This is a genomic window from Aliiglaciecola sp. SL4 (assembly GCF_041538045.1).
Taxonomy (GTDB): domain Bacteria; phylum Pseudomonadota; class Gammaproteobacteria; order Enterobacterales; family Alteromonadaceae; genus Aliiglaciecola.
This window is the reverse complement of record NZ_JBGOSE010000008.1, coordinates 148,439-172,012: the sequence shown is the minus strand read 5'-3', so window position 1 is coordinate 172,012 and position 23,574 is coordinate 148,439. Positions and strand designations below refer to the sequence as shown.

Sequence of the window (23,574 nt, the reverse complement as noted above, 5' to 3'; positions counted from 1 at the left end):
GTTCTTATTCATAAGTAGCGCTATATTCTGGCGGAATTGATATTTCATTAAATACACCACAAAAGCCAAGTATTAAGGTTGTAGAAATAGAAACCCCGATAAGGATTATTACGTAAGCAAGCTTTGTACGTAACGGTTGTTGAATTGAGTTGCGACTAAGCCAATTGAATGCTGAGGCTAAGTGGACAAATAAAGCAACAACTGCAAAAAAGTAATAAGGGATAAAATAGAACTGAAATGGATCTGTATGAAACCCCGCAATGCCATAATAAATATTGGTATCTAATTCTGCGCCAATCCTACCATATAGCACAGCACCAACATGGTTTATAAAGAAATACGCTAAGTACAAGCCTGATATTGCTTGCGCCTTTTCGAGAAACCCCGAGCGTTGACCTCTGCGTTGCCATACAAAATAAAGACCACTGCATACTTGAAACATTACACATAATAATAAGATGCTCTCTGCGATGACATTACGGTAAGCCAAGCGAAAAGTATCCATGAACTCTATATGTTGTTGTACGCCGCCCAGAATATATAGGTGATTAATAAGGTGGAATAAAATAAAAGAGCTAATCAGTAGAGCGGACAACCTATGAAACTTATGTAACATCAAACTTCCTCTTTTGCAGATTTCTTAAAACCTAACAGTATTAATCAGCCGCAAAAGCCCGTGATTAAACACGGGCTTTTTCCGTGTATAAATTTAACCTATTTTAATCACAGGGGGTAACTTATTACAACATATAGGTTTTTTCAGATTTCTACGTTTCTCTCTGTGAAAATACGGCAATTACCGGTGAGCTTGTATAGTTACGGCTTCGAAGCTAAATCTGTATATAATCACAATAATCGGTGTTGCGATGACATTGATTTACTAAATGTTTGAATGGCGGCATCTGGCACTTAGCCAACGGAAGCCTACAGCCCAAAAGCGAGCAATACAGTCTATTTGCTGGCAATCTGACTTTAGGCAAAAAACATTCAACTTTTCGTCACCACTACTTCACTCAATTTAAATGTTGAACTCTAATCTTCCATAATACCTTTTAAGTTCTCCAAGCCTTGTTGTAGATCAGGGCCAATTAACGAGTCCATGGCCAGTGCAAAGTAGCGGTTAATAGGGTTTCGTCCCACATCACCGGTACCAATCCAAGTGACTAATGTTTGGCCATTACTCTCTTGAAAGGTTAATTGTCCTTGGGATGTCATATCAAAGGCAGAAAAGTAGAGTTCATAGGTGACACTTTGGCCTGGCTCTAATGCAGAAATTGTCATAATACCATCGCCTTCTGACACACTTTGCCAAGAAGATTGCATGCCTATGGGTGCACTTTCGCCTGAAAACTCTACTTGCATATCGGGATCCCGTTGATACCAGACACCCCAATTGCGCCATTGTTTAAGATCCGCAACTTGCGGATAAATGTTATCCGCCGAGGCGTTAATTGTAATACTCCGTTGTACTCGATATTCAGATGGCAAAAAGTACCCAAATACAATAATCAGAGTAAGTAGTATTAAAATTGCGAATACGATTTTTTTGAGGGCTGCCATGTGAGGTTCTCCTAGATCAACATCTAAATTGTTTTAATATATAGTTTAGAACAGCATCCTTATCGACATTGAATGCCACGTCGATATCAAAGCCCTGCTCTGGATCCCGATATGTCTGACCTGCATTGGGTTCGCTTATCGCCACATTTAACTTTACAGATTGAAATTCAATTTCATCACCTTGCAGCGCTAACACGCAAGTGGCTAGAACATCCCACATAAAATAGGTAAATTCATAGCTAGGAATGGTATTGATTGTGGTTGCCCAAAACTGACAGGCTATATTTGAAATGGGATATTGTTTTTGTTCCGCTAATTGGCTCAAAAAATCAATATTTACCGGCAAACAGTTAGTCGCGTCTAAGCCAATTAACTTAATAGCTAAACCGGAAGCAAAAAGCTTTTGGCTGGCAACGGGATCCCAATAGGCATTCCACTCTGCACTTTTATCATGATTGTACATGGCCACATTACCAGCCACATCAACGGCTCCGCCCATCCAGATAACGTCTTTAATTTTAGCCTTTAATTGCGGCTGTTTTTCAAGGGCAGCAACTAAGTTAGTGCTTGGGCCAGTCATAAGTACACTGACGTTATCAGCGTTAGATAAACAAGCGTTGATCAACTCATCTGCACTTAATTCAGAGACTTGGTTTTGATCAAAACTTTGCGCCAGCATATCTGGCAACACGTTACATATTTTAGGTTGTACGCGCCAGTCGGCAGGAAACGCATTTTCACCATGTAATATCCCCTTGCCCACAGGTACATCAGTACGGTTGAACATAGACAAGATTTTTAACGTGGATGTAGTTGCATCTGACAAATAGCAATCTGCTGGTGTAATTGTGACTGCTAATAAGTCGATATGATCCATTGTTAATAACAAGATGAGGGATAATAAATCGTCTACCCCACCATCGTGATCAAATATGACTTTTTGTTTTTCTGTACTTGAGTTGTGTTGATTTTTTATTGGCATTAATTTCTCTTATTAACCTTGGTAAAACTGTTGTTGATATTCACTTGGAGAAATACCAACAAATTTATGGAAGTTAAATCTTAAGGTGACGGTATTATCAAACCCGACGCGTGATGCAAGTTCGTCCATAGATAAACGATCGTGCTCTAATATTTCTTTGGCTAATCTAATTCGCTGTTGATTTAACCATTCTTTTGGGGGCATACCTACAGAGGCTTTAAAATGACGATCAAAACTACGTCTAGACATATTGGCATGCTCAGCTAAATCATCCACTTTAGAGATTTTATCCAACTTTTTAATTGCCCATTGCAACGTTCTGGCAAACTTATGGTGCTTTTGCGGCATTGGAGTTTCTACAAATTGTGCCTGCCCACCCGTTCTATGGGGAGAAATAACTAATCGTCTAGCAACTAAATTTGCGACCTCATGGCCGAAGTCTTGTCGCACGATCTCTAACGATAGGTCAAGACCAGATGCGCTGCCTGCGGCACAATACATATTATCTTGCTGAGTATAAAGAACGTTATCCATATACTCCACTAAAGGAAATCGCTGTTTAAACAATTCAGCATATCGCCAATGAGTCGTCGCTTTACAATTATTTAATAGCCCCAATTGAGCGGGCAAAAAAGCGCCTGAACAAAACGTAATAATTCGTTTATTCAAACTATGAAATGCAACGATTTGCTCCGCAAGTGCTAACTTTATTTTACGCGAATGAATGTCCCAACCTGGGATCAATAAAATATCGTAGTGAAGTAATTCAGTTACCTCATTAACCTGCATCAATAACCCGCTAGAGGAAGCTAACAGTTTGCCGTCAAAACTTATAACATCACTCTTATACCACGGAGATAATTCTTGCCGCGGTAAGTGAAAAACTTCCAATGCACAACCTAGCTCAAAGACTGGAAAATTATCCGAAACTAAAATCGCCATATGATGCATTTTCGATTCCTTTTCGATACTGCAACGGTTGAAACTGGCCTAATCTTAGCGAATTATAATTAATTTGCCAATCTAACCATGAGCTAGCAAAAGTATCTTTAATAACTTTTTAACAATTCAAATTGTTTTTGACTAAAGTACGTGCCAAACTCGTTACATCAAAGGGAAAAATTTAGTTTTTATCACTTTGAGCCAACATTCTTACTAATTGTTTGAGGAAGTAATTATATGGAAGGACAGAACCCCCGTTATATCAGTAATTTAACTCGTGATACATATGCTCTAATTTTAGCTGGCGGCCGCGGTTCTAGGTTGCATGAATTAACAACTTGGCGGGCAAAACCGGCTTTATATTTTGGCGGTAAATTTCGAATAATCGACTTTCCCCTTTCCAACTGTATTAACTCCGGAATTCGTCGAGTTGGCGTTGTTACCCAATATAAATCTCACTCATTGATTCGTCACCTAGTTCGAGGTTGGGGACACTTCAAAAAAGAGTTGGGTGAATCAGTGGAAATTCTACCTGCATCTCAACGATCTTCAGACAACTGGTATCAGGGAACGGCAGATGCGGTATTTCAAAATATCGATATTATTCGTCACGAGTTACCAAAATACGTAATGGTGCTATCCGGTGATCATATCTATCGAATGGATTATGGTACTTTGCTGGCGCGCCACGCGGAATCTGGCGCCAAAATGACAGTGTGCTGTATGCCGGTCCCGATAGAAGAAGCTGCAGGCCAATTTGGCGTTATGTCAGTTGATGAGACCATGCGTATTAACGGTTTCGAAGAAAAGCCAGAGAACCCCTCCCCGCTTCCAGGCAAACCAGACATGTGTCTAGCCTCTATGGGCAACTATGTATTCGATACTGAGTTTTTATTCGAACAATTGAAACGAGATTCAGAAAAATCCAACTCAGATCGTGATTTTGGTAAAGATATCATCCCAGATATTATAAAGGATCAGCCCGTTTACGCGTATGCCTTTGATGAAGTAGACCAACGTGAAGTGTATTGGCGTGATGTGGGTACCTTAGATTCATTTTGGACCGCTAATATGGAACTGGTTCAGCCTGTTCCAGCGCTAAACTTGTACGATAAACGTTGGCCAATATGGACTTATCAAGAGCAACTTCCTCCCGCTAAGTTCGTTTGGGAAGAAGATAATAGACGCGGTGCAGCCATCAATTCTGTGGTTTCAGGTGGATGTATCATCTCTGGTGCTACCGTACGTAAAAGCGTTTGTTTCTCCAACGTACGAGTTCACTCCTACTCAGTAGTTGATGAATCGGTAATTCTACCTGATGTTGAAATCAAACGTCATTGCCGTATACGCCGTGCAATTATTGACAGGGGTTGTATTATTCCTGAAGGAACCGTTATTGGGCATAGTCGCCAAGATGATGAGGCAAGAGGCTTCAGAGTGACGGAAAAAGGCGTGACGCTTGTAACCAGAGAAATGCTCGGTTTACCCGTAGGATACTAAATATATAACCTTTAAGTAGTTTGAGTTGAAAATATTATTATTTGAGGCTCAAACTACTCCTTCTGTTTTCTTCTGAGAATCCCATTGGCTAATTTTATCGTTGATCATAGTTGCTACTAGCTGTGGTTGCTCTAAAGGAAACATATGCCCTCCACCTTTAACCACAAGATGCTCTAGTTTGTTCTTTTTAATAAAAGGCGCAATTAACGTATTCTTACAGACTTTGGTTTTTTCTCCTGTAATAATAGCTGCAGGTAAATTACCAGGTAATTTATAGCGTTCTAAGTTCAGAGGAATCGTTCTAAAAATATTGGCTTCTACTCGATGGTCAAAATCTAATTTAAACTCATCAGGCATTTCTTTTACAGCAGAGCCCACATAATCGGCAATACATTCTGGATGCATATCTTTAAATAATGCTTTGCCTTTAAAGTAGTCTTCTACATTGGTCCCTTTTGGCCAAGAAGTGCACCGATTCATTGCTTGTTTAGCTGGCGACAACCTATCACCAAACCCCAATTTACGTGCACTTTTAAATAGTAAGCTGGTTAAGCCTGTAATTAACGGTGGATCAAGCAGTACTAAACCTTTGACCATTCGCGGATACTGACAAGCCGTTAAATAAGAGACAACGGCGCCAAAGGAATGCCCAACCAAATAACATGGCTCTGCCTGTTTTTCTTGTATAAATGCCATCAACTCAGATACTTGATTTTGCCAGCCCAAAACAACCGGAAAGTTAGCATTATGTGCCAGTTTATCAATAGCAAACACCTCAAAATTTTGACCTAATGAGTCTAATAGAAGACGATAACTTCCTGCAGGAAATCCGTTAGCATGGGCAAAATGTATCTTTGAATAACTTGTCATTTTTATCTTAGCTTTCTCTGTAAATATTTTAAGGGCTAATCTACCTACTACCCCTCATTTTTGTAATGAGTTTCGGTTTAAATTTTTGGGTATAACTACGAATACCTAAGTATCAGCAAGCAGATTTATTTATTCACTCCTATGGACCAGAATCAACCCAAGTTAAACAACAAACCATCCAATTGAGGTCAATATGAAAGCACAAATAAAGCTTCTTGTGGTAGCCAGTATCGCTACTTTAGGTGTTTCGAGCTTTGCTAATGCATCTATTAACGCTTCAATGGAAATGGTTTGCGATAACGTCAATGCTTTAAATGTTAAGGAAAATCGAACGTCAACTGATAAAGCAGATAATGATTCAACGCTAATGTCACAACACTTTGCAGTGACGACCTGCAGCGGAAAGCAATTGTTATCAACTACAAGTTTAGAAAATGCAAGTTTGTTGTCGAATAAGTCAAACGACGATCAACTTGTAGGTTCAACCGATTAACCGAATTGGATAATCCAATTTAGACCCAAACCATTTCCTTTGATACTTAGTGGTACTTTTCCATCTCCTGATGGTAGTCGCCGCTCCTCCCCGGAGCGGCATTTTTTTATCCGTTACGTTGCTCTGCAATCTCCCAATCTCGGTTGACTCGTCTAGATGTCCAATAAAACGCTAGGATTGATAATATATAAGGCACAACTAACCAACTTAATGCCATCCTTAAAGACTCCACCTCACCATAGGAGTCACTTAGCATATTACTCAAAATACCAATAAACGTAGGACCTCCGCCCAAAGCGATTATATTGAGTACAAAGAAAAATAACGCCGTTGACATAGCTCTAACTCGTACTGGTGCTAAAGTTTGGGCCAAGGCAAAAGAAGGGCCCAAATATGCTCCACTGGTGAATAGCAGTACGGTCAATAAAACTAATGATAGTATTGGACTACCAACTTGCAAAGCCATATAGAACGCTGGTGCTCCCACCATTAGCATAGCTGCTGGCACTAAACCATAAGCTTTTTTGTTCTTCTTTCCCCATTTATCAACTAAAGCACCACCAATCCAAACACCCGCCGCATAGGCAGTACCATTGCTGATCCCCATAATAATAAGCAAATTAAAAAAACTAAAATCTGGGTGTGCTCGTACAAAAAAGTCAATCATCCAAGTCGAAATGGCGTAGTTACCAAAAGAACCGAAGGAAATACCAATACACATTCCCCACCATGATGGGATAGTAAGTAAGGCTTTAATTGCTTGATTAAAAGGCACGGTCTCTAAGTTTGCTTTTTCATTATCTCCGCCGCGCACAGGTTCTTTTACAGTGAGCTTTAATAGTAAGGCTAAGACAACCCCAGGTAACCCCACACTAATCATTACAACACGCCAATCTGCACTGCCGCCTTTAGTTAAAAATGCAGTAGCAAAAAATGCGAACATAATCCCAAAGGGAATACCTAAAGAATAAATAGACAGCGCGCTTGCTCTTTTATCTTTTGGAAAAAGGTCTGAAATCATTGAATGTGAAGGTGGACTACCACCGGCTTCACCAATACCCACGCCGATTCGAGCGATAGCAAGTTGAAAATAACTTGTTGCAAGACCTGACAGTGCTGTAAAACCACTCCACAGAGTTAACGAAATTGCGACTATATTCACTCGGCTATATTTGTCAGCTAGCCACGCTATAGGGATACCAACGAAGGTATACAAAAGAGCAAAATAAATACCTTTTAGCCAGCCTAGTTGAGCATCGTCTAAACCGAGATCTGCTTTTATCATAGGCGATAAAATGCCAATGATTTGTCTATCAATAAAGTTAAATGCGTAAACTAGGGTCAATATGGCTAACACATACATCCTGTATTTACTGCTAACTTCTCCTTGCTTAACGTCTCCACCAGCATCATTTGTCGCTTTGTTTGTCATCTTAACTCCCACGTAATGTTCAAAACTATATTCATACTAATGATCTATGGTTAAAAAAAACAAGCAATCCTGTTAACTATTTGTAAATAAAATAATAATCATCATACATATTGATAGTTCAATTGAAATGCCGCGTGCAAACTAGAAGAACTTAAAACCAACTCTGGCAGTCTTTTATTGAGTATCAAAACTCGATAACCTAGCTGGACATCCGACCAGTTTACCGCTATAAAAGCATCTCTTTTAAGGAAAAACATATGACAATAGATGAATTATTAGCACTGGCTAAAACCCATAGCCTCAATGCCGATGAACAACCCACATTGATAATTCCAAAGGAGTGGGGACAAGGACGGACAGTATTTGGCGGGTTATCTGCTGCAATGGTTTATGCCGCCATAAAAATACAGGTTGAAGATGATAGAGTGATGCGCTCATTTAACTGTAACTTCGTCGGTCCTTTGCTTGTGGATACAGAATTCGAAATAATCGTCGAAATTTTACGGCAAGGGAAAAATGCCAGCCAAGCTTTAGGACGAATTGTACAAGATGGCAAAACATGTGTTTCATGTCAGGTCTGTTTTGGGGTCGCTAGAAAATCAAAAGTTGTGGTAAAAAATAACGATAGCCATATGTTGGAAATGCCGAAAAAAGGCTCGTTTTTACCGCAAATACCGAAAATCACACCCAAATTTTTGCGTTATTACGATCTATCATTTATGAAGGGTAGAATGCCGTTCACAGGCAGCAAAAAGAGTGAAATTAACGGTTGGATGCGATTTAAAAAACCACCAGCAGAAATAACCGACGCTCATTTAATCAGTTTAATCGATGCATGGCCACCTACTGTTCTGCAAATGCTGCGGTTACCAGCGCCAGCGAGCACCATGAGTTGGAATGTTGAATTTATTCATCCCCATCAAGATTTTTCCCCCACTGACTGGTTTGCCTTTAAAGTCTTAACCAGACAAGCCGCTGACGGTTACGCTCATACAGAAGGAAATGTTTGGGATCAAAGTGGAGAATTAATTGCTATCAGTCGCCAGACAGTGGGTATTTTTGATTAAAACACTAACTGAAATTTACATTACAGATGCAGCAGCAGGGTTAAACATAGCAAGGACGCTTAGACTCTGCATGCCTACATGGCTTAGCGCGACATCTAAATCACTATCTTCTAATCCTAACTTTTCGTACAACTCTACTTCTAAATTAGCATGTCCCGAATAAATTTCAGGATTGCAATTATCTAGGGCCAAAATATAACTCAACTGCATTATTTGTTGTTCTACATCTTCTGCTTGATGTTGACTGAAATGTTGATTACGGATCGGTGTAATTATCGATTCAGGTATCCCCCACATTTGAACCAAGGTAGAACCAATATCAGCATAAGACGCCCCACCTAACAATTTTAACTGCAGATCCAAAGGTGTTTCATTTTCATTAATTTGCGCACATTTTTTAGCGATATCAGGGTTAAATCTGATCATAACCAGCTCCCCTACATTATGCAGAAGACCAGATACGAATATACGTTCAGGCTCTCTAAGCTTTTTACGCTCTGCAAAATACTTACACAATAACGCACAGCATACTGCATTTTCCCAAAAACGCTCTAAATCGATGACAGTTGAATCTAGCTCTTCGAATGTTCGACATATACTAAAAGCGACGACTAAGTCGTAAACAGAGTTAGTACCAATGATTTGAATGGCTTTTGAAACAGTTTCTATTTTGTTAGGAAATTTATAGAGGGCACTATTTGCGATTTTTAATATTTGCACGGTTAAAGCTGGATCGAAATTAATAACATTAGCAATATCATCCATACCACTAGCGTCATCGTCTATTAACCTTTTTATCTGAAGTACTGAATCAGGTAACACGAAAATGTCTTTTGCTTCAGAAGCATAGTCTAATGCATGCATCACTTAATCTCCGTTAGACCTTATCTATTCCAGTGTAGTTAATTTAACAAAATTTACTGTAAAGGTGGAACATTTATTCTCAGTTTAGAGTAAAAATAATCCCAGACCCAATTTATTTAGACGTTATAACTAAATTATACAACTCATCAGCGGAAAATGATTTTCTGGAGTTTGAGTGAGAATTAGATAACGCTTGGATTAATCCCATAATTTTCTTGTTAACAGGTGTGTTAACCCCTAACCTTTCCCCTTCCTCGACGATGACGCCATTTAGATAATCGATTTCTGTTTGTTTACCATTAGCGATATCCCACCACATCGAGGTTCTCACGTTTTCGTCAATAGCCAACATTCGATTGGCAACAATTTTAAATATGACGTCAGGTAAACTTAAAACAACAGGTAGAATTTTAGCTGGTACTGAAGTCAATTTTGGTAAGACTACGCCTTTTGCTTCAGTTACCAAAAGTAATTCACGCATCATTTTCGCGATCACTAATCTATATTTTCGCTGCTGTAACATGTGTTTTACTGGAATATCTGCCAAAGCATTAACACTATTCCCTAAGTTGAGTTGTAACTTAGCCCATAACAATTGGGTCATTTGCTGGCAAGAGGTTGAAGGTAAAACTGGAGATTGAATACCTTTAATGAGTTGCTCAGTAAAGTCCCCATCGTTATCACTGGATTCAATAGTAAACATGCCCTCAGAACCTCGATGATAGTGGCCATCGGCTAACTCAACGACATTAAAAGGCACCATGGCTCGTAATACTCGGTTATCTGGGAAAGCGTGTTTTAAAACGGATTCTGAGCCTAAACCATTTTGACAACAAATAATGGTAGTTTGTTTATGAACTAAAGTTTGTAATTGCCCTATCGCTGCTTCTACACCGGTGCACTTTACTGTAAGCCAAATTACATCAAAAACCTGTTGCGACTCACTATTGGATAACAATAAAGTTGGTTTTGGCGTTGTTACTTTGTGCCCTAGATAATCCGTTAACAGTATGCCTTGAGCTAATTTTTGTGCTATTTGTTGACGCGCTAATAATGTCACATTCTGATTTTTATGGATTAAACTCGCACCCAAGTAACACCCAATTAAACCTGCACCAAAAACTAAATGTTGTGACATAACCTGTCCCACCTTTTTAATATTAAGCGATCTTTGCTCTTTCCCACTTTACTACATAACGTTATCATCCTCGACCTCCATTGATTTGCCACGAATAGATAGTTAGATGACTCAACCACTTAACAGCAAACCCAAACAGCTTTTAGCCATCGGATACGTTTGGCCTGAACCGAATTCATCGGCAGCAGGAAAGCACATACTGAGCTTATTGAAGCTATTTAAAACGGCTGGCTATCAAATATGTTTTGCTAGCCCCGCTATGCAAACTGAACATAAGATTGATTTAACTCAGTTGGGAATGGACGAAGTCAGTATTGAATTAAATAACAGTTCTTTCGATGAGTTTATTCGTGCTCTAAATCCACAAGTAGTGTTATTTGACCGATTCATGATGGAAGAGCAATTTTCTTGGCGAGTCGCCAAAAGCTGTCCTAATGCATTGCGAATTTTAGATACTGAAGATCTACATTGTTTGCGGGATGCTCGGCATAAAGCTCATAAACAGTCGCGAGAGGTAACTGAGCAAGATTTAAAAAGTGATATGGCAATGCGGGAAATTGCCGCTATCTATCGCTGTGATCTGACCTTAGTTATATCTGAATATGAAATGTCAATTTTGCAGGAACAATTTAAAGTCCCTACTGAGATATTGCATTACTGCCCTTTCATACTTGATATCAAAAAGTTAACCCCTTCGGCAAAAAGTTTCAATCAACGCCAACACTTTGTATGTATTGGCAACTTTCGCCACGCCCCCAATTGGGATGCGGTTTTATATCTAAAACAGAGCATCTGGCCATTGATCCGTAAACAAATTCCTTCAGCAGAATTACATATATACGGTGCTTACCCACCCCCAAAAGCCACCGACTTGCATAATCCGAAAACCGGTTTTTATGTAGATGGCTGGGCTGAAGACGCGTTTACGGTGTTAGAGCAAAGCAAAGTCTGTATTGCGCCCCTGCGATTTGGAGCTGGTCTAAAAGGTAAATTAGCTGATGCCATGTGGACAGGCACCCCTTCCGTGACGACTCGTGTAGGTAGCCAAGGTATGAATGATAGCGATAAGTGGCCTGGTGCCATTGCCGACACGCCTCAGCAAATAGCAGATAATGCGGTTGCCTTATACCAAGATGCTGAACTATGGCAAAGTGCCTCAGAATATGGCTACGAAGTGTTGGCAGCCCGTTTCGATGCAAACATTATCGAACCGCAACTATTGGCAAGAGTGGAAGATTGTTTGGCGCATTTATCACAACATAGATTGACTAATTTTACAGGAATGATGTTACAACATCATTCCCACAAAAGTACCCAATATATGTCACAGTGGATAGAAGCGAAAAATGCCCATCCAAAGTGATCTATTGCTAGCAAAAAATTGACTTATTTAACTTGTTTTACAATACTTTTTTCGCCTAACCACTCTATGCGATAAAGATCCCGCCGTTTATCTAAAAAGTTACGTACTGAACCTGTATTTTGTAGCATTTGTAACTTGTTTAAATCGACATCGACAATTAACGTCATTTCGGTATTTGGCGTCGTTTCAGCCATTACCGCATCATGGGGAAATGCAAAGTCAGACGGCGAGAAAACCGCAGTTTGTCCGTATTGGATATCGACGTTGTCCACCTTGGGTAAATTACCAATACTGCCGGCAATTGCTACGTAACATTCATTTTCAATGGCACGAGCTTGTGCACAACGCTTCACTCGCAGATACCCATTTTTTGTGTCAGTCCAAAAAGGAACAAATAAAATTTGCATTTCTTCTTCACTAAGCAAGCGGGCAAGTTCTGGAAACTCCACGTCATAACAAATAAGCACGCCAATACGACCAAAATCCGTGTCAAATAATGTGAGTCGGTCTCCCCCCTCCATGGCCCAATCTTTTTTCTCAGAAGGCGTAGGGTGTAACTTATATTGGGATTCAATGGTGCCATCCCGTTTGCAAATGTAAGCCACGTTGTATAACAATTCTTCTTCAATAAGCGGCATTGAACCAGCAATAATGTTGATGTTGTAACTTACGGCCATGTGGGACACAGCATTCAGTATTTCTTCAGTATAAGTTGATAGATGTTTAATGGCCTCAATGGAAGAGCTCTGATCCCCTAACCCCATTAAAGGTGCATTAAAAAACTCAGGGAAGAGCGCCACGTCACAACGGTAATCTGACAAGGCATCAACAAAATACTCAAATTGTTGCAGAAGCTCTTCCACACTTTCCATTTCACGCATTTGCCACTGCACACAGCCTATTCGCACCGAATCTTTTTGATGACCGAAAAGTTTGCGCTCTTTAGGTTCATAATAAATATTGAACCACTCCAATAAAGTTGCATACCCCTCAGACTCTTTGTCTTCAGGCATGTATCCTCTTAGTACCCGTTTCACTTCAAAGTCGTTAGATAATTGAAAGGTAAGAATGGGGTCGTATAGATCACGACGTTTCACCGCCTCTATATATTTTTGCGGCGAAAGTTCATGGCTGTGATTTTTATAGTTGGGTATCCGTCCACCTAGAATGATGGCGCGCAGATTTAAGCTTTGGCATAGCTCTTTACGAGCCTCATAAAGCCGACGACCGAGTCGCAGGTTGCGATAATCTGGGTCGACAAAAACCTCAATACCATAAAGCACATCACCATTGGGATCATGAGTAGTTAAATAAGAATTTCCGGTAATTTCATCATAGGTGTGTTCGTCACCAAATTTATCATAATCAACGATAACCGAAAAAGCAGCAGCAACCACTTTACCATCGTCTTCAATACAAATTTGTCCATCCCTAAAAATCTTTAACATCGCCAAGTAGCGCTTTTTAGTAATAGAACCGCCCAGATTTGGGTACACCTTGTTCATTATGACTTTAAGCACATCAAAATCGGATTCGGTTAGATTTCGAGCAAGTAACTTTACTTCATTTTCTTGAGACATATATTTCCTATCATTAGGCTTTAGAATTGCTAAACACAACTAAATCCAACCGTTAGCTATTTTGTATAGCATAGTGTTGAATTTTCTCAATTACCGCTGCGAGACCGTTGCCACGGCTTTCACTTAGGTGACGGTCTAACTGTATATCAGACATATATAATTTGTAATCAAATGCTGAAACAAATTCAGCCCTTTGATTTTGAATGGGTTCTAAAACAATTGCTAACAGCCCACGTACTATTTTGCTGCTTGCGTCCACCTCAAATGTTAGCTGCTTAGAAGGTGAAATTTGGCATCTTAACCATACCTGTGACTCACAACCAAACACTTCTGAATCAGCAGTTTTTTCACTTTCGGCTAAGCGGTTTAGGCTTTTTCCAGCCAACATAATTTGTCGGAAGACTTGATCCCAACCACGTGCAGACTTGATAGAGTCGGCCAACATGGGATTTTGTTTTGACTCACCTTGTGCAGGATTAACGGACGCAGGTGTATTCCCTGAATTGTCTTTATCTTGGATGTCAGCTTTGGCTGACTCTGAATGTTGCAACTGGCCAATGGCCTCATTAAGGCGCGCAATAAAAAAGTCGATTTCCTCAAAGGTATTGTAACAACTCAATGACACCCGAATTGTGCCGCTAAGGTTTAACCTTTTCATTAGCGGCATCGCACAATGATGTCCGACCCTCAGGGCAATTCCTTGTTCGCCAAGCAAAATGCCAATGTCCTGACTATCCTGACCTTTTACAGTAAAAGAAACTGTGGCAATTCTGTTATCTTGATCACCATACAAAATCACTGCGGGTATGCTTTGCATTTTTGCCGATAAATACGTGATTAAAGCCATCTCATGTTGAATAATTTGGCTGCGGTGACTATCTATAAATTGCAGCGCTTCTTTGAGGGCTAAAATACCTTCAATATGTGGCGTCCCCGCCTCGAATTTCAATGGGCTTGATTGGTAGGTTGCAGAATCAAAATCGACACTTTTGACCATCTCACCACCGGTTAAAAATACCGGTAACTTCTGCAAAGCCGTTAGTTTGCCATAAAGCACCCCCGTACCCGTTGGAGCAAACGCCTTATGACCGCTAAATACCAGAAAATCACAATCTAACTTGTTTACATCAATGGGCAAATGGGCGACGGCTTGTGCTGCATCAATTAACGAAATAATATTCAGCGCTCTGGCTTTGTTTAAAAAGGGTTCAACAGGCTGAATACTTCCCAGCGCATTCGACACCAACGCTAAAGAAACAATACAGGTTTTATCCGTTAACAAAGCCAAACCTTTTTGCTGATCCCACACCCCAAATTCGTTGACAGGAATCACGTCAATTTGTAAGTTTTTCTTATTTGCCAAAACTTGCCAAGGAACAATGTTGGCATGATGTTCAGTGGCGGATAACAAAATCCTGCCCCCTGCAGGAAAATCCATTTCAGCCAACGATTTAGCGACTAAGTTAATACTTTCAGTCGCACCTTTGGTAAATACAATTTGATCTTTATGTTTAGCACCAATAAATTTTTGCACATATACTCTTGCGTCTTCGAACTCAGCAGTGGTTTGATTAGCAAGACTAAACGACGAACGATGCACATTGGCATTTTTCACTAAATAATAGTCGTGAATATTTGCCAGCACTTTTTGTGGCTTTTGAGTCGTCGCAGCATTATCAAAATAGATTAAATCTGCATTTTCTGTTTGTTTGAAAAACGGAAACAAGTGACGTAGGGAGGTATCTTTCATAGGGCCATTATTTTGATAATAATATTAGTAAAATTCATAAAAACATTACCCAGAAATGTCTTCTGGGTAATATTCACAGGCAAAGCTAAACAAGCGGAATAAAGTCAATTTATACCTATTTAAAAGTAGGTTATTATTCCATTTGTTCCGCAAAACACTCTGTTAACTCTGTTGAATCAAGCATAATTCCTTCTTCGTCATCACTCATGGGAAAGACTAATATTAAGGTCCCGTTTTTTTCCATCCCAGGTAACCATTGTTGTATCCAATCATCCAACGTAATTTGTTTTGGATTACAGTCTGGAAAATCATTTTTCTCCCACGCTTTAGCAAAAGATTCACTGGGCCAAATGGGTAAACATGCGTCGTCTTCTGCTTGCAGCAACAGCCAACCGTTATCGCCAAACAATCCCCATAACTCTTTGCTTTCAATCATTCTAGATAATGCATATTCAAAGCGTGCTTCAGGTTGTAATTTACTGATAGTAATAAATTCTTCCGTAGATAGTTCAGGCATCACGTTTTCCTTTTACATTGCCAAATTTCATTCAAAACAAACCAAATTGATTAAAATTTAATCATTTAGCTTGCAAAATACACAATTTGATAGCTTAATTACCTTAATAGGGAATTTTCTTATGCCATTGGAAACTGTGAAATCGACGTTTGCCAACACCAATCGTAAAACTTGGGTGTATGGCGTTTTGATTATGCTGATCTTTGCAGCATTGGGTTACTACACTCTTTTAAATCAAAAAGATCGCACCGCTAACCATGATTATTATAGGGTGCTTTATGAAGCTTCCAATGAGTTCAAAGAAAATTTAAATAAACTAGACAGTATGCACCGATACAAAGAGGGTGTTTCGTCTATACGCTCATTACTCCCGAGTTATACCCGAAAAGCTGATTCGGAACAAAACCTTTTACATGCTGATGGCTTTAAATACTCTATTATAGGCCAATCCTTGCAGGTTAATGCGGATTTGCCAGGCAGTGATAAAGCCTTCGAGGCTGAGTTATCTTTTGAAGACATTCTCCCCAATCCCAAAAAAGGATTTAGCCAATATTTATTTGCTGATAAAGACGGTAAAGTGATTGCGACTGTAGGCGATGAAAGTACCATTTCCATCGTTGAATTACGCAGCATTAACCAACAAATACAGCGCAAGAACAAGCAGTTTCAATTTAATTTTAGTGAATCGCAAAGTATAGATGCGAGTTCAGCTCCACCTCCCCTTCCCACATACAGCAATCATGTAGATATGAAAATATCCTATGGTGACTTTCGTGTCTTTGTATTTCCGTTTGCATTAGAAATCCCTTTAAGAAAATCATCTGCAGTGGAAAATGAGGGAGACCAAGAGGTCATAGTGGAACTTGATAAGTTATATCTTGTTGGCTTGCTACCACAAAGCAAACTTAGCAATAGAGAAAACAATGATTGGAACCTGTCATTATTAGTTGTCACCTTGGTCAGCCTGCTGTTTATTTGGTGCTTACTACGGTTATTTTTACTTCCGCAAAATCAATCGATTACCCGCTCATTCAGATTGTTAACAGTGGCTTCTAGCTATGCATTTTTTATTGTCATCATAGCGTTAGCATTAGGTTACATGCAGAAATATTTATTGCAATTAGAAAAAGATCAAAAAGCCACTGAATACGCGAGTTATTTAGATCAGAAGCTAAAAAGGGATATTAATGAGGTCTTTAGCCGACTAGAACAATATCAAACTTTTTATACAGAAATACTGGAGACCTTGGAGACTTTTTCAGAGATCTCGCAAGTTTACTCAGGTTTCACTGCAGAAAATCTAACGACCTTTAACCAATCAATGAAAAAAGCAATTTTAAGTCTTAATGCACAGCACTGTATTAACAACAAGCCGGCTTATTGGTTGCCTGGCAGTGCAAGTACTCCAAATAAAACCTATGCAATCCAATACGATTGCTCGTTGCCATCCGATAATCCGCAATTTATGCAATTAGCCCTCGATGAGCATGCCATCAATGTTATGTTGAAAGCGTTTAATTCAAATAAAGCTAACGAAGTCACTTTGGATTTCTATTCCAATATTCAGAAGCTTGATTTAGTACCAGAAGAGTCCTTGAATACGTCAGTAGCGGCTCCATTTTTGCAGGATAAATCGCGCACAATTTTATCCTCATTTGCGATTAATAAAGAAGGTAATTCAGTGCTTCCATCCCTGAACTTTCAAGAGAGCAATGCCTTGCCTGCAACCTTTAATTTATCACATCGAAATTACTACAAAAAAGTACGAGATCAAAAGGGTTGGGATATCCAACGACTACCCACTGCCAATCAGCCAAATGCCGCTTCGGGACATTCTGATAAAACATCTATTGCCTCTTTCAGTCCCGCTGCGAGCCTGTTTAAAAACGTTTATATTCAGCGGTTGTTAAATGTAACCAATGGTACACGGGGTACCACTATCTCAATGCCAATATCACCAACAAATAGCAACAAGACCTATGATTATATTTTAGCTGCAGACGTATTACTGCCTTCAATGACGTTAGGTCAATCCCCCCCATACGATTTTAATTACATGGTGGTAGAGCGCAGCACTGGGGATGTTTTATTTCACAATGATTCAAGCCGCTCTTTGGTGGAAAACTTATATTTCACTGGAGATAGCCATTCAGCTCTTAGCAAGTGGCTCAAAGCAGGATTAGATCACTACCCTGAACTAGGCAAAGAACTTATTGAAGGTTCCTATCATGGACAAAGTGGACGTTTCGCCATTTCCAGCACAGTAGTAGATAGGTGGGCAATTGTTATTTTCTACCCTAACGATAGCTTGCAAACCTTTATGAGCAATCAATTTCTTTATGTGATGACCACATTTGCAGTCATTATTGCTTTAATGGTCGTAGGAATATATGCAGTTCGCCATTTCATTTGGACCAGTACCTTAAAAGAAAAACTCAGATTACCCGCCAAACTGAATGTACGTTTAGTGATGTTGGTTAGTTCAGTACTCTTTAGTGCCAGCTATTGTTTATATTTTATCGGGCATAATATTGATACCTTGTTTAATCACGGCGCTGGATTTAACTGGTCACTTTGGTTACCTATATTGGGCTTATCAATTGCCACCGTGTTCGTTTATCGTGGCTGTTACAATCACTTTTGCTTCCCTTTTAATCAATTAAACACCCCCACTTTGGTGTCAGCAAAACGCGGCTCAAGACGACTAATAATTGCGGTGCTTATTGCCATAGGGATCCATTTTTTATATCTCCAAAAAACCGCAGATACGCCAGAAAAATCCTTAGACTTTCACTATCAGCAACTCGCTTGTAATTGGCTCAATTACGAAAGGCAGGAAGTCAACTCCATCGGGTTAAGCCGCTACCCGAACTCTATCACTTCAAATAGAATAGCGCCGATTAACTTACTTCCAATAGATAACAATTGGCGCAAGCGTTTAACCAGTAAAGGTGGAGATTGTCAGAATCTTTCAACACAAATACATCCGGACGATTATCCTAGTTTAAGCTCAGTATTTAGCGCGACCTATTTATGGCAATGGATAAATATTTATATCCTCGACCGGGATCTTGCGGCTAATTATCAGCCTAACTCTGATTTTAGGACGTATAAACATAGGGAGCCTGATGGTTTAGTCAGCTCTATCTTATTTTATATTGGGCTTTTTGCCGTCATTATATGGGCCTGGTTTAGGTTCAATACGCAGTTATTGTGGAATCGATTGTACTGCCCTGAGCGCTTCTTGCAGCACATTAATAGAATGACACGCTCAGTCCAAACTTTGCATTTTGAACAACGTAGCGACAACCTTAAAATTGAATGTGACACCATAAAACTCAATGGGATTGGGTTATCTTTGTTACTGCGGTCTATGGGGTTAAAAGGAGCCAATACTGAAAAATCGCCGCAAACAACTAGCCTTCTGGCTGGATTCGAAACGCTGTTTTCAATGAGTCCTTGCTTGCAGAAATTTAGTGAAGAAAACAGCTTTTTACCGAATTTAAAACTGAATATAGTGCATCAGGAAGAAAACAGAATTGCTGTTGAGATTTGGGATATAGAAACCTGTTTAGAAAAAAGTGAATTTAGACAACTATTACTCGACTTAATAATGGAAATTAAATCCCTCACATTATCAGGTCAACTCGCTAGTTTTACCATTTACACTGGGTTTCACAGTTTACAACGTGTGAAGATGAAAGATCCTCTCATGTTAGATCAGAGCAGCGTACTTGATCATGCCGAATATCTATCTTGGGCAGAATGTTTAATGGATTTTATCGTCGTGATCCCCGAGAGCTTCAAACAAGGCATAGACTGGCAAATGTTGCGCGAAGAAGTAAGTGGCTTCCCTGAATTACAATTCCTCCAACAAGAAGTCGAACAAGCAGAGCAGCAAGAAACCTGGGCACATGTTTGGAAACGGGACGAGCAACAAAACATTGAAAGTCGTTGGAGTACCATTAATTATATTTTGCTAAATGCGGAAGCCCTATACCGATTTAAATGGGAATCGTGCTCAAGTGCAGAGAAACTCGCACTGCTCAATTTGGCAAAACGCCAAAAACTTAATCCTGCCAATACGCAAATGATTGAACACTTAGCATTAAACGGATTGATTACTGTGCGTAAAGGTAACATCGAGGTAGTTAACCGCAGTTTTACCCATTTCATTTTGCATGCTGAGACGAAAACAACGTTGAATCAATTAGTAAAACACGGCGAAGAGGGGCTTTGGAAAAGTTATCGACTCCCCTTAGGCGTTATTATTATTTTAATTATTGGTGGTATTGCTTTAACCTCAGGGGAATCCATTTATATCATCGCAGCATCAATGGCCGGTGTCTTAGGCACTATTGCCAGCGTTACCAATAGTGCCAATCTATTACGCGGACAAATGCGAGAATAACGCATTAGTGTCTCAATACAAGTCTAGACTATTGAGACATTCCAGCAGCCAATAAGCGAGTTAATGGACATTGGCACACCTTCACTGCCACCCACAAAAATAGGAAGCATGGAAGCAAATACCATTAAAGCCTGCTCTTTTTAAAGTAAGTGCTATTGCCAAAGCCAGTCAAATGGGTTTATTCAGTCTATTGAGTGGACTTTTCATCCCGCTCACTTAATTGAGAAATTGGCGCACTCCCAGTTGTCGGTACAGGTGGCTTAGGATATTCGTTCCAATAGGTAATGTGTAACTCAAGGTTACTACGCCAACTTTCGTCTCCACCAGCAGGATATTGCCCCTGCAACAAACCCTCAGGTTGAATTCCTGGATATTGCAGTTGTGAAGGATCTGATGGCATTATTTCCAATCCTGCTGTTTTGGCAAACTTGTGAAATTGCGCCCAGTAATTGTCCATCTCCGAGCTATCCTCCTGCACTCCATCTAATGGAATAGGGACACCAAATTTACAGGCAAGACCATATTGAAATGAAGATAACCAAGGTTTCTCTGATGCTCCTTGGCTGTGAAGTTCTTTTTGTTGAACGGGTGTACGGTAGCCTTCAATTAATTGAACGGGACTATTTTTTTGTTCCAGATGGGTAATTAATCCCTGTACTCTTTTGCGCATAATAGGATGTAAATTTTCTAAAACAGTATTGAGTGTCATGATTACTTTCCTTCTAATCCGTCTTTAAATATGCAGAAATATTGAATCGATTATGAATTCCATACTTCAAAAATCACTCTAAACATCATTACTTTACACTTAATCTTGACAGTTGAACATTTTTTAAGCACCTTGGTTTATACTTTTAACATTTGTTTGTGTCACCCGAAAGACCTTACCTGAAAAAGGAAACGTAATGAGTGTCTTTATTGCTGAATTAAGACGGCGCAACGTATTCAATGTCATTGCCGGTTATGCCGTCATTGGGTGGTTGGTCATGCAATTAGCCGTTGTACTAGAAAGCGCCCTGCACTTGCCTACATGGTTCGATACGATTGCCACAATATTGGTAATCATTGGCTTTCCTATTGCAGTTCTGCTCGCTTGGGTTTTTCAATTTACCCCTAAAGGTCTAGTACGTACTTCCAAAAACCCCACGTTAAGTAAAGCAGTCAATTCTAAAAATACCATTACAGTTTTTACTTTGACGGGGTTAATAAGCGCGGGATTGATCACCCTAATGTGGATGCATTTAGGTAAAAATACATTAGCCGATGCAAATACAGAAACGAGTCAACAAACCTCCCAATTAACCATCGAACCCTTGCAAAGCTCAGCGACTCAATCCATAGCCGTTTTACCTTTTAATGATTTTTCAGAACGTAATGATCAAAGTTATTTTGGTCATGGAATTTCTGAGGAACTACTCAATTTATTAAGTCGAATCAAAGGCTTGAGGGTTGTCTCTCGCACTTCTTCTTTTGCATTTGTGGGTAAAGACGCCACCGTAAGTGAGATAGCGAAGGCACTTAAAGTGGCACATGTATTAGAAGGGAGTATCCGAAAGTCCGGTAATACCATCCGCATTACTGCGCAATTGATTAATGCACAAACGGATGAGCATGTTTGGTCTGAAACCTACGATCGCCCACTCTCTGCACAGAACTTATTTGCCGTGCAAGATGAAATAGCCAGTAAAATAACGCAACAACTCAAGGGAAAGTTGACGGTTGTACCATTAAAGGACTCAGATAAAACCCTGTCTTTAGAAGCATATGAACTCTATTTACAAGGCCGTGAAAGTCAGAAGTTACGCTCTCCTGAAAGTTTAGCCATAGCAGTTGAAAAATTTACTAAGGTGATTGATTTAGATCCAAATTTCGCCCCTGCCTATTCCGGTTTATCTGAAACTTATTTACTGATGGAAGGTTATGCAGGTTTAGATAAACAAACCTCCCAAGAAAAAGCGACCCCCTTGGTGATCAGAGCACTTGAATTAGCCCCTAACTCAGCAGAAGTGCTCTCAAGCGCCGCGTACCTTGCCAAAGATAAGAATACCGCAGCGTCCATTAAAGAAGCCCAGCATTATGCTAACTTGGCCATTGAAGCCAATCATAATTATGCCAATGCCTATTTTCTGTTAGGGGGGATTTTATGGGAACAATTGAAGTTACAAGAGGCCATTGAGCAATATAAAAAGGCCAGATTACTAGATCCCCTTTCTAGCAGTATATTAAGTAACCTTGCTCGTATTTATTTGTCCCTTGACGATAAAATAAATGCCAAAATCATAGGTGACGATTTAGTGCGATTGCACCCTACCCAACCCTTTGGCTACAGTGTTTTAGCTGATATTGCATTTAAAAATGGGGATTATTCCGAATCACATAGCATGTTACAAAATGCCTATGCTCTGAATCAACAAAGTACCAGTATCAAACGAAACCTAGCAAGATTGTATAATTTGGTTGGTTTATACCAGCATGCACTTTGGTATAACGACAGCCCTACTAGCCAAGTTTGGCATGGCATTTACACAAATAATTTAGCAGTAGTGAGCAAGCAACTCCCTAACGTAAAAGATACGACAGATGTTGCATGGTTTTTATATTATTTACGGAACTATGAGAAAACCAATCAAATTGTTAACGCCTATATTGAAGCGTACAAATTTCTCGACAGACCCATTGAAAGTGCAGCCAGTGCAGACTATATAATTGCTCTGGCACACACTCGACAAGCCTTAGGCGTAAACAATGAACAACTGCTAAGCATGTTAAAAACGTATTTGAGGGACAAGCCCCTTGAACAGGTAAATAACGTCAATGAGTTCAAGCAACGAGTCTTATTTAACACCTTAATGGGCAACCACCAACAGAGCTATGCAATGCTAGAGCGAATGATATCTTTAGGTTACGTTATGACCTTTATCGATCCTATTTTTGATGACGTTAGAAATGCCTCGAAATTTCAAAACCAGATAGATGCCATGGAGGAGTTAAGAGATACTTATCAAGCACAGATTAACACACAATTAGCCAATCCTAACCCTTTGTGGGTAGTGCCTCCTACCAACATATAGGAGGCGCTGGCTAGATATGAACTATTCACAGTGC

18 protein-coding genes are annotated in these 23,574 nt (G+C 39.7%); 6 read left to right on the top strand and 12 right to left on the bottom strand.

Annotation, left to right across the window (positions count from 1 at the left end):
• Nucleotides 1–4: 4 nt before the first annotated feature.
• The 4 genes from AB6T38_RS13295 to AB6T38_RS13280 form a co-directional block, all read right to left on the bottom strand.
• A complete protein-coding gene (locus AB6T38_RS13295; RefSeq protein WP_372547771.1) occupies nt 5–616 on the bottom strand; it encodes a hypothetical protein in 612 nt (203 codons plus the stop codon).
• A gap of 416 nt (nt 617–1,032) precedes the next feature.
• On the bottom strand, nt 1,033–1,560 hold the full coding sequence (locus tag AB6T38_RS13290; protein WP_372547770.1) for an SRPBCC family protein: 528 nt from the start codon (nt 1,558–1,560) through the stop codon (nt 1,033–1,035).
• Nucleotides 1,561–1,576: 16 nt separating this feature from the next.
• Nucleotides 1,577–2,542, bottom strand: coding sequence for a nucleoside hydrolase (locus tag AB6T38_RS13285; RefSeq protein ID WP_372547769.1), 966 nt, complete (start codon nt 2,540–2,542; stop codon nt 1,577–1,579).
• 12 nt (nt 2,543–2,554) lie between these two features.
• Entirely contained in the window at nt 2,555–3,493 is a 939-nt protein-coding gene (locus AB6T38_RS13280; RefSeq protein WP_372547768.1) for a GlxA family transcriptional regulator, read from the bottom strand.
• 228 nt (nt 3,494–3,721) lie between these two features.
• On the opposite strand from AB6T38_RS13280, the gene glgC reads away from it, so the two are divergent.
• Nucleotides 3,722–4,984, top strand: a complete 1,263-nt coding sequence (glgC, locus tag AB6T38_RS13275; protein ID WP_372547767.1) for a glucose-1-phosphate adenylyltransferase — start codon at nt 3,722–3,724, stop codon at nt 4,982–4,984.
• Between the two features lie 48 nt (nt 4,985–5,032).
• Here the strand turns inward: glgC and AB6T38_RS13270 are convergent, their stop codons facing one another.
• Entirely contained in the window at nt 5,033–5,854 is an 822-nt protein-coding gene (locus AB6T38_RS13270) for an alpha/beta fold hydrolase (RefSeq protein ID WP_372547766.1), read from the bottom strand.
• Nucleotides 5,855–6,047: 193 nt separating this feature from the next.
• Between AB6T38_RS13270 and AB6T38_RS13265 the strand changes: the two genes are divergently transcribed.
• The gene (locus AB6T38_RS13265; RefSeq protein ID WP_372547765.1) at nt 6,048–6,347 is read left to right on the top strand and encodes a hypothetical protein; all 300 of its coding nucleotides are present in this window, start codon (nt 6,048–6,050) and stop codon (nt 6,345–6,347) included.
• Nucleotides 6,348–6,453: 106 nt separating this feature from the next.
• On the opposite strand, the gene AB6T38_RS13260 is transcribed toward AB6T38_RS13265, so the two are convergent.
• Complete coding sequence (locus AB6T38_RS13260) at nt 6,454–7,779, bottom strand: spinster family MFS transporter (protein ID WP_372547764.1); 1,326 nt, start codon at nt 7,777–7,779, stop codon at nt 6,454–6,456.
• Nucleotides 7,780–8,036: 257 nt separating this feature from the next.
• Here AB6T38_RS13260 and AB6T38_RS13255 point away from each other — a divergent pair, with 257 nt between their 5' ends.
• Complete coding sequence (locus AB6T38_RS13255; RefSeq protein ID WP_372547763.1) at nt 8,037–8,846, top strand: acyl-CoA thioesterase; 810 nt, start codon at nt 8,037–8,039, stop codon at nt 8,844–8,846.
• 15 nt (nt 8,847–8,861) lie between these two features.
• Here the strand turns inward: AB6T38_RS13255 and AB6T38_RS13250 are convergent, their stop codons facing one another.
• Nucleotides 8,862–9,710 carry an HDOD domain-containing protein gene (locus AB6T38_RS13250; protein ID WP_372547775.1) on the bottom strand — a complete coding sequence of 283 codons (849 nt, stop codon included), beginning with the start codon at nt 9,708–9,710 and terminating at the stop codon, nt 8,862–8,864.
• A gap of 112 nt (nt 9,711–9,822) precedes the next feature.
• On the bottom strand, nt 9,823–10,848 hold the full coding sequence (locus AB6T38_RS13245; RefSeq protein ID WP_372547762.1) for a 2-dehydropantoate 2-reductase: 1,026 nt from the start codon (nt 10,846–10,848) through the stop codon (nt 9,823–9,825).
• 106 nt (nt 10,849–10,954) lie between these two features.
• On the opposite strand from AB6T38_RS13245, the gene AB6T38_RS13240 reads away from it, so the two are divergent.
• Nucleotides 10,955–12,211, top strand: a complete 1,257-nt coding sequence (locus AB6T38_RS13240; protein ID WP_372547761.1) for a glycosyltransferase family 4 protein — start codon at nt 10,955–10,957, stop codon at nt 12,209–12,211.
• A gap of 23 nt (nt 12,212–12,234) precedes the next feature.
• Here the strand turns inward: AB6T38_RS13240 and AB6T38_RS13235 are convergent, their stop codons facing one another.
• From AB6T38_RS13235 to AB6T38_RS13225, 3 genes are all read right to left on the bottom strand, one after another.
• Nucleotides 12,235–13,791 (bottom strand): GNAT family N-acetyltransferase, encoded by a 1,557-nt coding sequence (locus AB6T38_RS13235; RefSeq protein WP_372547760.1) that lies wholly within the window; start codon nt 13,789–13,791, stop codon nt 12,235–12,237.
• A 52-nt stretch (nt 13,792–13,843) separates the two neighbouring features.
• Entirely contained in the window at nt 13,844–15,541 is a 1,698-nt protein-coding gene (locus AB6T38_RS13230) for an aminotransferase class V-fold PLP-dependent enzyme (protein ID WP_372547759.1), read from the bottom strand.
• 133 nt (nt 15,542–15,674) lie between these two features.
• Nucleotides 15,675–16,058, bottom strand: a complete 384-nt coding sequence (locus AB6T38_RS13225; RefSeq protein ID WP_372547758.1) for a DUF2750 domain-containing protein — start codon at nt 16,056–16,058, stop codon at nt 15,675–15,677.
• A gap of 121 nt (nt 16,059–16,179) precedes the next feature.
• On the opposite strand from AB6T38_RS13225, the gene AB6T38_RS13220 reads away from it, so the two are divergent.
• Nucleotides 16,180–20,469 (top strand): hypothetical protein, encoded by a 4,290-nt coding sequence (locus AB6T38_RS13220; RefSeq protein WP_372547757.1) that lies wholly within the window; start codon nt 16,180–16,182, stop codon nt 20,467–20,469.
• A 187-nt stretch (nt 20,470–20,656) separates the two neighbouring features.
• Here the strand turns inward: AB6T38_RS13220 and AB6T38_RS13215 are convergent, their stop codons facing one another.
• Entirely contained in the window at nt 20,657–21,178 is a 522-nt protein-coding gene (locus AB6T38_RS13215; protein WP_372547756.1) for a hypothetical protein, read from the bottom strand.
• Between the two features lie 196 nt (nt 21,179–21,374).
• On the opposite strand from AB6T38_RS13215, the gene AB6T38_RS13210 reads away from it, so the two are divergent.
• On the top strand, nt 21,375–23,540 hold the full coding sequence (locus tag AB6T38_RS13210; protein ID WP_372547755.1) for a hypothetical protein: 2,166 nt from the start codon (nt 21,375–21,377) through the stop codon (nt 23,538–23,540).
• The last annotated feature ends 34 nt before the right edge of the window (nt 23,541–23,574 follow it).

Coding starts and splice junctions, on each gene's coding strand:
- AB6T38_RS13295 (WP_372547771.1), bottom strand. CDS start 616: ATGTTACATAAGTTTCATAGGTTGTCCGCTCTACTGATTAGCTCTTTT.
- AB6T38_RS13290 (WP_372547770.1), bottom strand. CDS start 1,560: ATGGCAGCCCTCAAAAAAATCGTATTCGCAATTTTAATACTACTTACT.
- AB6T38_RS13285 (WP_372547769.1), bottom strand. CDS start 2,542: ATGCCAATAAAAAATCAACACAACTCAAGTACAGAAAAACAAAAAGTC.
- AB6T38_RS13280 (WP_372547768.1), bottom strand. CDS start 3,493: ATGCATCATATGGCGATTTTAGTTTCGGATAATTTTCCAGTCTTTGAG.
- glgC (WP_372547767.1), top strand. CDS start 3,722: ATGGAAGGACAGAACCCCCGTTATATCAGTAATTTAACTCGTGATACA.
- AB6T38_RS13270 (WP_372547766.1), bottom strand. CDS start 5,854: ATGACAAGTTATTCAAAGATACATTTTGCCCATGCTAACGGATTTCCT.
- AB6T38_RS13265 (WP_372547765.1), top strand. CDS start 6,048: ATGAAAGCACAAATAAAGCTTCTTGTGGTAGCCAGTATCGCTACTTTA.
- AB6T38_RS13260 (WP_372547764.1), bottom strand. CDS start 7,779: ATGACAAACAAAGCGACAAATGATGCTGGTGGAGACGTTAAGCAAGGA.
- AB6T38_RS13255 (WP_372547763.1), top strand. CDS start 8,037: ATGACAATAGATGAATTATTAGCACTGGCTAAAACCCATAGCCTCAAT.
- AB6T38_RS13250 (WP_372547775.1), bottom strand. CDS start 9,710: ATGCATGCATTAGACTATGCTTCTGAAGCAAAAGACATTTTCGTGTTA.
- AB6T38_RS13245 (WP_372547762.1), bottom strand. CDS start 10,848: ATGTCACAACATTTAGTTTTTGGTGCAGGTTTAATTGGGTGTTACTTG.
- AB6T38_RS13240 (WP_372547761.1), top strand. CDS start 10,955: ATGACTCAACCACTTAACAGCAAACCCAAACAGCTTTTAGCCATCGGA.
- AB6T38_RS13235 (WP_372547760.1), bottom strand. CDS start 13,791: ATGTCTCAAGAAAATGAAGTAAAGTTACTTGCTCGAAATCTAACCGAA.
- AB6T38_RS13230 (WP_372547759.1), bottom strand. CDS start 15,541: ATGAAAGATACCTCCCTACGTCACTTGTTTCCGTTTTTCAAACAAACA.
- AB6T38_RS13225 (WP_372547758.1), bottom strand. CDS start 16,058: ATGCCTGAACTATCTACGGAAGAATTTATTACTATCAGTAAATTACAA.
- AB6T38_RS13220 (WP_372547757.1), top strand. CDS start 16,180: ATGCCATTGGAAACTGTGAAATCGACGTTTGCCAACACCAATCGTAAA.
- AB6T38_RS13215 (WP_372547756.1), bottom strand. CDS start 21,178: ATGACACTCAATACTGTTTTAGAAAATTTACATCCTATTATGCGCAAA.
- AB6T38_RS13210 (WP_372547755.1), top strand. CDS start 21,375: ATGAGTGTCTTTATTGCTGAATTAAGACGGCGCAACGTATTCAATGTC.